General features: G+C 51.8%; 10 protein-coding genes. 6 read left to right on the top strand and 4 right to left on the bottom strand.

Translation table 11 applies throughout. The features are described 5' to 3' along the window. Nucleotides 1-249 precede the first annotated feature (249 nt). The 3 genes from MJZ26_13470 (at nucleotide 250) to MJZ26_13460 (ending at nucleotide 3,258) form a co-directional block, all read left to right on the top strand. Nucleotides 250-1,518 (top strand): hypothetical protein, encoded by a 1,269-nt coding sequence (locus tag MJZ26_13470; protein ID MCQ2106787.1) that lies wholly within the window; start codon nucleotides 250-252, stop codon nucleotides 1,516-1,518. Nucleotides 1,519-1,530: 12 nt separating this feature from the next. Further along, the gene (locus MJZ26_13465; GenBank protein ID MCQ2106786.1) at nucleotides 1,531-1,944 is read left to right on the top strand and encodes a hypothetical protein; all 414 of its coding nucleotides are present in this window, start codon (nucleotides 1,531-1,533) and stop codon (nucleotides 1,942-1,944) included. A 66-nt stretch (nucleotides 1,945-2,010) separates the two neighbouring features. After that, nucleotides 2,011-3,258, top strand: a complete 1,248-nt coding sequence (locus tag MJZ26_13460; protein ID MCQ2106785.1) for a hypothetical protein — start codon at nucleotides 2,011-2,013, stop codon at nucleotides 3,256-3,258. A gap of 384 nt (nucleotides 3,259-3,642) precedes the next feature. Here MJZ26_13460 and MJZ26_13455 read toward each other — a convergent pair whose 3' ends face one another. Both MJZ26_13455 and MJZ26_13450 read right to left on the bottom strand, forming a co-directional pair. Further along, complete coding sequence (locus MJZ26_13455; protein MCQ2106784.1) at nucleotides 3,643-4,608, bottom strand: calcium/sodium antiporter; 966 nt, start codon at nucleotides 4,606-4,608, stop codon at nucleotides 3,643-3,645. 15 nt (nucleotides 4,609-4,623) lie between these two features. Further along, the gene (locus MJZ26_13450; GenBank protein MCQ2106783.1) at nucleotides 4,624-5,715 is read right to left on the bottom strand and encodes a PorT family protein; all 1,092 of its coding nucleotides are present in this window, start codon (nucleotides 5,713-5,715) and stop codon (nucleotides 4,624-4,626) included. A gap of 91 nt (nucleotides 5,716-5,806) precedes the next feature. Here MJZ26_13450 and MJZ26_13445 point away from each other — a divergent pair, with 91 nt between their 5' ends. Next, complete coding sequence (locus MJZ26_13445) at nucleotides 5,807-7,351, top strand: leucyl aminopeptidase (GenBank protein MCQ2106782.1); 1,545 nt, start codon at nucleotides 5,807-5,809, stop codon at nucleotides 7,349-7,351. A gap of 193 nt (nucleotides 7,352-7,544) precedes the next feature. Here MJZ26_13445 and MJZ26_13440 read toward each other — a convergent pair whose 3' ends face one another. Next, nucleotides 7,545-7,802, bottom strand: a complete 258-nt coding sequence (locus tag MJZ26_13440) for a type II toxin-antitoxin system Phd/YefM family antitoxin (GenBank protein MCQ2106781.1) — start codon at nucleotides 7,800-7,802, stop codon at nucleotides 7,545-7,547. Nucleotides 7,803-7,939: 137 nt separating this feature from the next. Between MJZ26_13440 and guaA the strand changes: the two genes are divergently transcribed. Both guaA and MJZ26_13430 read left to right on the top strand, forming a co-directional pair. Beyond that, nucleotides 7,940-9,763, top strand: coding sequence for a glutamine-hydrolyzing GMP synthase (guaA, locus tag MJZ26_13435; protein ID MCQ2106780.1), 1,824 nt, complete (start codon nucleotides 7,940-7,942; stop codon nucleotides 9,761-9,763). A 750-nt stretch (nucleotides 9,764-10,513) separates the two neighbouring features. Continuing rightward, entirely contained in the window at nucleotides 10,514-10,723 is a 210-nt protein-coding gene (locus tag MJZ26_13430; protein MCQ2106779.1) for a hypothetical protein, read from the top strand. A gap of 161 nt (nucleotides 10,724-10,884) precedes the next feature. Here the strand turns inward: MJZ26_13430 and gap are convergent. Beyond that, nucleotides 10,885-11,870: type I glyceraldehyde-3-phosphate dehydrogenase (gene gap / locus MJZ26_13425; protein MCQ2106778.1), on the bottom strand; the 986-nt coding region annotated here is incomplete at its 5' end.

Genomic DNA, 11,870 nt, shown 5'->3' with positions numbered 1-11,870 from the left:
GCTCCCTGTTGATTCCTGAAGTGCTGCGTCCGTACATGGGCGGCATGGAAAAGATCGAGCCTAAGAAGTAATCGATTTTTCGATCTACTTAAGACAAAGAAAATGAAACGTCTCCGGCAGAAATGTCGGAGCGTTTTTTACAAAGTAAGAGTCCCTGTTTCAAATCTTTTTGCACAAAAAACCTTTAAAGAAAAGACGTCCTTTTTTATATTTGCAAAAGGATGTTTTTTATTTCCATAAGGAGAAAAAATGAATTTCAAGCTGATCAAGACCATTTCTCTTGCTAGCGCACTGGCATTCTCTGCCGCCGCTGCTCAGGATGACGAAGAAGAAGAATCCTCCGTCGAAGAAACCACCGAAGAAACCGTTGCTGAAGCTCCGGCTGCTCCGGCTGTGGAAGAAGACGAAGCCCCTGCACAAGAAACCAAGGAAGTTGCAGAAGAAGCAGCTCCGGCTCCTGCAGCAAACGGTCTGTTCAACGTTCTCCACGGCAACGCCTACAACATGGTTGGTAGCGAAGCTGGTGCCTCCACCATTGGTGGCAACATGGCTTCTCCGTACAAGATGTACGGCAGCAACCTCCTTTACGTGGAACCCTCCGGCGAAAACGGAACTCTCGCTGTAACCAAGGGCGGCATGACCTACTTGCTGGGCTTCAACAACCAGTACGACATGGGCATGGTTACCGCAGGTGTAGCTTTCAAGGGCGTGGGCCTTGCCTTGGATTTGGCTCTCGACAAGACCTGGGAATCCACCGAAGCTGGTGATGACGAAGAAGACGTTTCCACTACCGCAGCTGGCGACATTATCAACCTCAAGTTCGGCATGCTCCTGGGTGCATTCGACTTGACCGCCAACGCATACTGGCTCACCTTCAACGATGAAGTCGATACCGAAACCGACAACGCTGAAGAAGACAACGACTACTGGGATATCGGTGTTAACGTCGCCATTTCTAACGGTCCTTCCGCAAAGAACATGTTCTGGTCTGTCGGTTTGAATTTCCTGCGCCAGTCCAGCACCACTGAGACTACCGTTGGTAACACTTCTACCGAAGTTACCCACAACGATGCCTACACCATGATCCAGCCCTTCTTCAACTTTGCATTGCCGGTACTCTCCTCCGAAAATGCACAGGTGTTCCTGGGTACCAACACTCGCCTTCCCATTTATCTCTACGACGAAATCAAGGACGGCGACGCAAAGGATAACGTGACCACCTTCGGTCTTTACACCGCACCCAACATCTTGGGCGAACTTTCCGTTTCTGAAAACTGGATCCTCTTCGCTGGTGCAACTTACAACTGGAAGCTCATCGGTTACCGTTCCGAAGAAATCAAGGGCAACGCAACTGTCGACAATTCCGAAATCACCATGAAGACTTACAGAACCTCTGCAAACGCTGGTGCTCGTTTCCAGTATAAGAACCTCATCTTGGAAGCATCCGTTGCCGACAACCTGGGTTCCGCAGCATGGAGCGGCATGATTGCCAACCTCGGCGCATTCATCACTTTCTAATCGAGGTGTAGCATGAATAAGATTGCAAAGATTGTTCTCGTTGCAAGCCTTGCAGCCCTCTTCGGTTGCTCCGGCGATGGCAACGTCAAGTCTCGCATCAACAACGCCGAAGACGGCGCTCCTGTAGATGCACCCTCTAACAGCGGTTCCGATAGCGGCATCATTGAAGAAGGTCCTGCCGGAAACGGTGGTAATTCTAATGGTGATAACGCTAACAAAGGTATCTCCTGCATGGTTAAGGACGCCAGCTTAAAAATGTGCGCCCAGGGTAAGACCAACAGAGATCTCACCGAAGACGATTGCGAAGACATGGGCGGCAAGGTTGTCAAGTCCTGCGAATCCGGATACTCGGATAAGTGCGATACGGACGAAGGCTCCATTTACCTGTATGGCAGCTCGTTCTCCTGCGAAGACTTCGAAGACTAAGCGTCCTAGCTAAACTTTATAAATGGGCCCGATTCACTTCGGGTCCATTTTTTTTAATTTTACAATATGGTTCTAAACGTTATTTGGCTTGTATTCTTTTTCGGTGCATTCATCGCCTGCTTGGTCCAGTGGTTGGCCTTTGGCGATAGCGGAATTTTCAATAAGGCGATTCTCGGCGCATTCGACATGTCCAAGACGGCCTTCGAAATCGCCTTGGGCCTTACGGGCATTCTAAGCCTTTGGCTTGGCATCCTGAAGATTGGCGAAAAAGCCGGCGCAGTCCAGATTCTCGCCCGCATTGTGGAGCCGCTGTTCAGTCGACTTTTTCCGCAGATTCCCAAGGGACATCCTGTAGTCGGAACCATGCTCATGAACATCAGTGCCAACATGCTGGGGCTTGATAACGCTGCTACCCCCATGGGCCTCAAGGCCATGAAGGAACTGCAGGAACTGAATCCCAACGAAGACAAGAGCGTCGCCAGCGACTCCCAGATTATGTTCCTTGTGCTGAATGCCAGCGGCCTTACCCTGATTCCTGTCAGCATCATGACGTACCGTGCCCAGATGGGAGCGGCCAACCCCAGTGACGTTTTCCTCCCGCTTCTGCTTTCAACCTTCTTTAGCACCATCGCAGGCATTGTGGCCCTCAGCTTCTTCCAGAAGGTAAAGCTGAAGGATCCTATTACTGTCGCCTGGCTTGGCGGCCTTTCCGCATGCGTCATTGCGATTATGGTTTACTTCAGCCATCTTACCGCAGAAGCCATCGGCACAACTAGCCTGCTCATTAGCGGTCTTGCTCTTTTCACCGTCATCGTGGTCTTTCTTGGCCTAGCCTGTTACCGTAAGGTTCAAGCCTACGAAGCCTTTGTTGAAGGCGCCAAGGACGGCTTCCATACCGCCGTGATGATCATTCCAAACCTGGTGGCAATTCTTGTTGGCGTAGCCGTATTCCGCGCCAGCGGCGCCATGGACCTGCTGATGAACGGAATCTCCGCGCTGCTTGGCCTATTCGGAATCGGCAACGATGTGGTTCCCGCTCTCCCCACCGCCATTATGAAGCCATTGAGCGGCAGCGGTGCCCGCGGCATGATGATTGACGCCATGAAGACTCTTGGCCCCGACAGTTTCGCAGGCCGCCTCAGTTGCATGTTCCAGGGCGCCGCCGACACCACCTTCTACATCATCGCCGTATACTTCGGTTCCGTAGGCGTCAAGAAGACTCGCCACGCCGTAACCTGCGCCCTTATAGCTGATGCCGTTGGCGTCATTGCAGCCATCGCCATCGCCTACATTTTCTTCCCGCCGATAGGCTAAACCTTGTTAAGCCCCGCAGTTTTCTGCAGGTACGCATCAACGCGCAGCAATCCAAAAACATAAAATAGGACTAATCCGCCGCATAAGCAAAATTAGTCCTAGCCTTTCTGGGGGGCACTAGGACTAATCTGCAGCATAAGCAAAATTAGTCTTAGCCATGCATTGGTACACTAGGACTAATCCGCTGCTTAAACAAAATTAGTCCTAGCCATGCATTGGTACACTAGGACTAATCCGCTGCTTAAACAAAATTAGTCCTAGCCTTGCAAAGATACACTAGGACTAATCCGCTGCATAAACAAAAATAGTCCTAGCCTTGCAAAGATACACTAGGACTAATCCGCCGCATAAGCAAAATTCATTCTACTTCGCAGCACTCTGCGATTAAACGCCCGTCGCATCGGCAATAAGCATTCCAAGGTATCCCACATAAACCAGCAGGAAAACCACACCGGCAATTCGGTTAATGCGACCATCGCCCTTACGTCTGAAGCCCAGGAGGAACAGGGCTACCGTCAAGGCTGTCATCAAGGGCATATCGCGAGTGATTACCTGATGCTCAATGGTTTCCATCGGGGCAATAGTAGAGGCAATGCCCACCACCATCAAAGTATTGAAGAGGTTGGAACCGATAATGTTTCCAACAGCCAAATCGTCTTCTCCCTTACGAGCTGCCGCAATGGAACTAGCCAGTTCAGGCAAGGACGTTCCTATGGCAACAATCGTCAATCCAATCAGAAGGTCGCTGACACCAAAACTGCGGGCGATTTCTACGGCACCCCAGACCAGGGCACGGGAGCTTCCAACCAGAAGGGCCATGCCAAGAACCAGCCACATTACAGACTTGCCCAGAGAGGGCTTTTCTTCCGAGAAAGACTCTTCGGGAACTTCCGCCGCAGCGGACTTCTTTTCTTTCCAGATGTTAAATGCCATGACAGCAAAGAAAACACCAAGGAAGATGAAGCCATCCACACGGGAAACATTCCCGTCCATAAGCAAAATAATGGAAAGAGCCGTAACACCAATGAGCAACGGCAAATCCTTCTTCAGCACAGAACGCTGTACCAGAATCGGCGAAATCAAGGCGGTTACACCAAGAATCAAGGCGATATTTGCGATATTGCTACCGTAGGCGTTACCAAGGGCAAGTTCCGGATTTCCCTGCAAGGCAGACAATGCGGACACAACCATTTCGGGAGCGCTGGTTCCAAAGCCCACAACAACCATGCCGATAAGAAGGGTGGACATTCCGCAAAAGCGTGCAACGCCAACCGCCCCATCAACAAACTTGTCGGCACTCCAGACCAGGATCACCAGGCCAACGATTACAGCAAAAATAGGCAAAATCATATATTCTAGCTAGCCTTAGAACGGGTAGACAGAAATGCCTACGTTGAAGGAGGAGTTGCTCAGACCAAGGTCCAGCTTTTCGTAGGAACTGTAAAGATCAGACAGGCCAACATCTGCGCGGATATCCAGGGAGATGTAGTCGTTTGCCATAATGGAGAAACCGAAGATGAAGCCCCAGTCCAAAGACTTGCGGAAATCCTCATCCATCATGTCGGTCTTGCTCTTGTGCTTGGTTCCCTTGGAGTCGGTGTAGGAAATCTTCATGTTGTCCTTGACAGGAACGGAAAGTTCTGCACCGAGATCGAAGTAGAATCTGGAAGCGGCAGACTTGAAGGTGAACAGGACCGGAATATCAATCTTGTTGTTTTCAAAGGAGAAGTTGGTAGCGATATCGTTATAGTAATAGGATTCGCTAGCTTCGCTGTGGTCGTAGAAAACACCGAGACGAAGACCCATGGTGTATTCATTCAAGGGAATGATGGCGGAAATACCGGCGCGCCAGTTCATGCCGCTAAAGCTATCGGAATCCCAATCGTTACCGCTAAGAACGTAGGAACCAACGGAACCGGATGCACCAATCTTGAACTTCATAGGACGAAGACCCATCAGTTCATCCATGGTCACGGTATCCTTGCCGGAATGTTCTGCTACGTACAGGGTACGTACCGGGCGGCCTTCCTCGTTGGTATAGACTGTTTCGTAATAGACGGCCTTGCGGGTAGGTTCAGCAGACTTTGTTTCTGCCGGAGCTGCAGGTTCTGCGACAGGTTCCACGGGAACGCGTTCGCCACCGCGAACAGCCTTGGGGGCAACAGCCACATCAGCAGGTTCCTCTGCCGGAGCAGCAACAGGTTCTGCGGCAGGTTCGGCTACGGGAGCCTCTGCAACCGGAGCTGCAGTTTCTGCGGGAGCGGCTTCTGCAGCAGGAGCGGCAGCCTGTTCTTGGGCTGGCTGTTCTTGGGCGGCCTGTTCAGCGGCAGGAACATTTTCTGTAGCCGGGGCTGCTACGGGGGCAGCTTCAGGAGCGGGAGCGGCAGGTGCAGCTTCCTGGGCAAATACTGCCGAAACCAAAGCGGCAGACAAAACGGATGCAATCTTAAAATTCATAAAGATCTCCTTTCATTATTCACTAGGTATTATAGCAAATCCAAAGCCACGAGGCCTATATGAAACACCAATTTTGTAGATTTTAGGTACTATGAAATTATCTATCGTATCCAAATCTTCTGGCAAGGCTAATGCCTCAGCCCTCTTTTTCGTAAAACAGTCCGTCCAGTTTTCCAATGTACTCAGCGAAGCTGCCGAAAAACAGGCGGAATCCGTACTCAAGGGAATGAACGACGGCCCCTTCGAAGACCTTGAATTTTTGGAGATCGATGGCATCCCCACTATTTTCGTAAATGCAGCCAAGGAACGTGGCATCTCCAGCCTGGACCACCTTCGCATGGCTGCCTACCGCCTGGCAAAGCGTGCAGCCCAGCGCCAGATTCCCATGGTGAGCATTATGCTTGCCGACGCCGCTCCCGAGCAGTTCAAGGCAATGGTTCACGGCCTCCACTATGCCGACTACAAGTTCGACGCCTACAAGAGTAAGAAGAAGGACGCCTTCCAGGTTACCTTTGAAATCGTTGCCGGCGAACACGTTTCCGAATTCAAGAAGATTGCCGATGAAGTTGCTGTAGAACAGAAAGCAGTTACCTTGGCTAAAAACCTGATCAACACCTGCGGTAGCGACCTCTATCCTGCAGAATTTGTGGAAAGGGCAAAGACCGTTGCCAAGTATACCAAGGGCATTTCCATCAAGGTCCGCGACATGAAGCAGCTTGAAAAGGAAGGCTTTAACGGACACGTGACCGTTGGCAAGGGAAGTTCCCATGCCCCCTACATGATTACTTTGTCCTATGACGGCACCAAGGGTGCTGCAACCCGTTCCGCCCAAGGCACCGCGGAAAAGCGCGGCGCAAGAACCTCCGCCGACCACTTGGTCATTGTCGGCAAGGGCCTTACATTCGACACTGGCGGACTTTGTCTGAAACCGCCTAAATCCATGCCGGAAATGATCAGCGACATGAGCGGTGCAGCCACCACACTTGCAGCAATCCAGGCAATCGCCACACTGAACCTTCCCATGAAGGTGAGCGCGGTCTGCTGCCTAGCAGAAAATGCCATCGGCAACCAGTCCGTACTTCCTGGCGACATCTTTACCGCCAAGAACGGCAAGACCGTCATGGTGGACAATACCGATGCAGAGGGTCGCCTTGTATTGAGCGACGGTCTGGCAGAAGCAGGCCTTATCGGAGCAACCCATATCGTGGACCTCGCCACCCTTACAGGCGCCATGGTCCGCGCCCTGGGTTATGCGATTGCCGGATTCTTCAGCAACGACGACCCGCTGGCCCTGAACATCATTAACAGCGGCGAGGCCTGCTGCGAAAAGTTCTGGAGCATGCCTCTGGAAGAAGAATACGCCGACGCCCTCAAGGACAAGTTCGCCGACCTCAAGAACACAGGCTCCGACGCAGGCGCCATCTCCGCAGCCCTCTTCCTGCAGGAATTCGTCCCGGAGGACACTGCCTGGGCCCATCTGGACATCGCCGGCACCGCCTTTGTAACCAAGAAGTGGAAGTACACCGAGTACGGCGCTACAGGCTTCGGCGTGCAGACCTTGATTGAACTAGCCCGCAGGATGTCCAATCCTACTTCAATTTCAGCAGATCAATGTAGTTACGCTTTGCAAAAATGACCCTGTGAATTTGAACTTCGTCATTTTTGAACACGTAAAAAACTAGATAGTTGTCGATAGAGAAAGCCCGGTATTGAATCATTCTCAAGAACGGATCTGAATGTACCGGATAAACTGTAGGAAATTCCTTGAGTAGTTTTATCTGCTCAAGGAATTTTTCAAATATGGCATTAGGACCTTATAGGCCTTGGCCTTAGCCATTCATCAAATCCTTGATGAACTGTTCAGCATCGACGCCTTTTGCTCCGCTTTCTATCTCAGAAATAGCCTCAGCCAACTTAGCATAAACCTCAAGTTGGGCCATCTGCTTTTCGTAGCATTCCATGGACATAACAACCATGTCGCCAGTTCCATTTTTTGTGAGGAACATAGGTTCATCGTACTTATGCACAGTTTCTGCCAACGACGCAAAATGATTTCTCAAATCTGAAATAGGTCTAATTTCCGGCATATGTTCCTCTCATTCTATTATAAAATATAATATCATAATAATGATATTCCAACACACATTGCAGTCTCACTGAAAAAATGAGTTTCGATTCTTCTATACCTAAAAATTTTTTGGATAATTTCTATCTTTACCGCTGTATGAAAAACGTAGATACTATTGCCGTTTTGGACTTTGGTGGTCAGTACGCCCACCTGATCGCAAACCGTGTCCGCCGCCTCGGCGTTTTCACCGAAATCCATTCCCCCAACTGCGACGTTTCCGAACTGGAAGGCGTCAAGGGAATCATCTATTCCGGTGGCCCCTCCAGCGTTTATGCTGCCGACGCTCCGGAATACAATCCCGAAATCTTGAACCTGCCGGTACCCAAGCTGGGTATCTGCTACGGTCATCAGCTTATCGCCCAGCAGCTGGGCGGTCACGTTGAACCGGGCAAGGTAAAGGAATACGGTATCGCCGACCTGATCGTTGGCGACGAAAAGTGCCCGATTTTGAAGGACCTGCCCAAGGCCTCCCCCATGTGGATGAGCCATGGCGACCAGGTGACCAAGCTGCCCGAAGGCTACCGCATCGTGGCTAGCACCAAGGACTGCGAAATCGCAGCTGTCGCATTCGACGAACGCAAGATCTACGGCATCCAGTTCCACCCCGAAGTGACCCACAGTAAGTTCGGCATGAAGCTTCTCGAAAACTTCATCGACATTACCGGCGCAGAAAAGACCTGGAACATGAAGAGCTACCTGCCCCTCATTACCGCCCGCATCCAGGAACAGGTGAAGGACCGCAAGGTCTTCCTGCTGGTTTCCGGCGGTGTGGACTCCACGGTGGCATTCGTTCTCTTGAACCGCGTGCTGGGCCCCGAAAAGGTTCTGGGCCTCCATGTGGATAACGGCATGATGCGTCTGGGCGAATCCCAGAAGATCATGGACTTCCTCAAGGCCGAAGGCATGAACAACCTTCAGATCCGCGACGCCAGCGAACACTTCCTGGCAAAGCTCAAGGGCGTTACCGCTCCTGAAACCAAGCGCGGCATCATCGGTAAGGAATTCCTTGTTGTGAAGGACGAGGAAATGGCCAAGCTGAACCTTGACCCCAACCAGTGGATGATGGCTCAGGGCACCATCTACCCCGACACCATTGAATCCGGCGGCACCAAGAACGCCGACAAGATCAAGACCCACCACAACCGCGTTCAGGAAGTTCTGGACCTGATGGAAAAGGGCCTTGTGCTTGAACCGCTAGCTGACCTTTACAAGGACGAAGTCCGCGCACTGGGCGAAGAACTGGGCATTCCCCACAATCTCGTCTGGCGTCACCCCTTCCCGGGTCCGGGTCTGGGCGTCCGCCTGCTTTGCAGCGATGGCATTCTGAAGGACGACATGGTCGCATTCGACGACGTGAAGGACACTCAAGGCGGCAGCCTCGCCGACTACCTGAAGGCAAACAACATTTCTGGCCGCATGCTCCCCATCAAGAGCGTTGGCGTTCAGGGCGATGGCCGTACTTACGCACAGCCGTTCCTTCTGACTACCGCCGGCCTCAGCTGGAAGGACTGCGAAAGGTTCTCCACCGAACTTGCTAACCGCTTCAAGGCTATCAACCGCGTGATCTACCAGATCGGTACCGTGGCCGATGAAGACCCGAAGCTTGTGGAACAGTACGCCACCCGCGAGAACTTCGATACGCTGCGTAAGTTCGATGACATCTGCACCACCTTCCTGCAGGAAAACAAGCTGTACGAAGAAATCTGGCAGATGCCCGTGGTATCCGTTCCGCTGCGCACCGCAGGCAAGCCCTGCATCGTGATGCGCCCGGTGAACTCCACCGAAGCCATGACCGCAAACTTCGCCGAAATCGACCAGGGCATGCTTGCAGGCCTCTGGCGCAAGTTCGAAGCAGAAGGCGCCGGCTCCCTGTGGTACGACGTCACCCACAAGCCCCCTGGAACTATTGAATGGGAATAGTTGTCCCCCCTGTCAGCCAAGTTCCGGATATGCGAGGTACCGTTCCCACGGTAGACTAGCACATCAGAACGAGCCAGACAAGCACATAGCAGGACATAAGTAAGGCCTCTGAGACACCCTCAGGAGGCCTTTCTTGTATTTGTAAGTAATGCCCGAAACCTTGTAGGATCCAACAGATCTAGCAGGTATTACCGCGGGCAAAAGTGGCGATTCTGCACGATTTTCAAGGATTTTGCAAGGTTCTAACAGAAGTTTAACGGATCCTGCTAGGTCCTGAGCATACCCTCACGGAGTTGATGACCTCCCCTCTGGGTTGCACGGCGACTTGGCTTGTCCACAAGTAAGGAAATCGGCTACGCAGGCCTGGGAACCGGCTGCGCACCGCGATAATAGTTCGCAAGGCGAATCCAGCGAAAAAATGCTTGCATTTTTTCATTGGTGAGCCGAAGGGCAGACGCTGGAGCCGCAGGCGTAAGCGTCCGTAAGCCGAACGCCGCGACGACAAGCTTGCTTGTCGGCATGGCTGAACCGCACGACACGCGCTTGAGCCGAAGGCGAAAGCGCCGTGGGAGTAGCCCGTGTGCCGCGCAAAAAAATGCCGCGAGACCTTCTGGTCAGCGGCTTTTTTTATGTCCAACCCCTATTCCCTCAAAAAAACTTCATTTTTTTTGAAAAAAACATTTGCATTTTGTACAAAAAATTATACTATAGCGATAGAGATTACGAAAAGCCACCCCTTAAGGAGAAACTATGGCACGCAAAAAGGCAAATAGCGACGATTTAGATAGCGAACCGATCGTACCTAACGAGGATACTGAACTTGATGAATCCTCCATCTTCGAAGAAGAAGAGGACGAATCCGAAGACAAGGGCATCGACGAAATTCTCGGCGGTGCTACCCTTGGTCGTGCCGGTTCCGACATTGACGGTTGGGGCGGTGGCGAAGACTACGAAGGCTAGCCTTAGTCCACAACCATCATGGATTTATAAAACCCTGGGCATTAGCCCGGGGCTTTTTTATATGCAGAGCAAGCTTTTTTTGCAAAGCAAAAAAAAAGAAGGCCTCGCTTTTCAGCGAGGTCTTCCTTTAAGTATTTAATTAAGCTGTTAAGCTAAAAGAATTACTTAGAGATAACGCGAGCCATTTCGCAAACCTTGTTGGAGTAGCCCCATTCGTTATCGTACCAGGAGCAAACCTTCACGAAGGTCGGGTCGAGCTGGATGCCAGCCTTGACGTCGAAGATGGAGGTGCGAGAGTCGTTGCGGAAGTCGGTAGAGACAACTGCATCTTCGGTGTAACCGAGAACGCCCTGGAGGCCGCCTTCGGAGATCGGAGTTTCAGAAGCCTTCTTCATAGCAGCGCAGATCTGTTCGTAAGTAGCTTCGGTGTTGAGTTCAGCGGTGAGGTCAACGAAGGAAACGTCGGAAGTCGGAACGCGAACGGACATACCGGTGAGCTTGCCGTTGAGAACGGGAAGAACAACACCAACAGCCTTAGCAGCGCCAGTGGAGGACGGGATCATGTTTTCGAGAATGCCACGGCCACCGCGCCAATCCTTCTTGGAAGGACCGTCAACAGTCTTCTGAGTAGCGGTTGCAGCGTGGATGGTGGTCATGAGGCCGCGCTTGATGCCGAAGGTGTCGTTAAGAACCTTGGAAATCGGAGCCAAGCAGTTGGTGGTGCAGGAAGCGTTGGAGATGATCTTTTCGCCAGCGTAGGTGTTGTGGTTCACGCCGTAAACGAACATCGGGGTCTTGTCCTTAGCCGGAGCGGACATGATAACCTTCTTAGCACCAGCCTTGAGGTGAGCTTCAGCGAGTTCAGCAGTCAGGAAGAAGCCAGTGGATTCAACAACAACGTCAACGTCCAGAGCGCCCCAAGTGATTGCGGAAGGATCCTTTTCAGCGAAGATCTGGATCTTGTTGCCGTCAACGATGAGGAAGTTGCCTTCAACTTCGATCTTGTGGTTGAAGATGCCGTGTACGGAGTCGTACTTCAGCATGTATGCGAGGTAGTCAGCGTCGAGGAGGTCGTTGATACCGACAACCTGGATGTCGTTAGAGAAGTTTTCCACAGCAGCGCGGAACACCATACGGCCGATACGAC

It is taken from the genome of Fibrobacter sp. (assembly GCA_024398965.1).
In the GTDB taxonomy this organism is placed as follows: Bacteria; Fibrobacterota; Fibrobacteria; order Fibrobacterales; family Fibrobacteraceae; genus Fibrobacter.
This window is presented reverse-complemented; position numbering and strand designations above follow the sequence as displayed.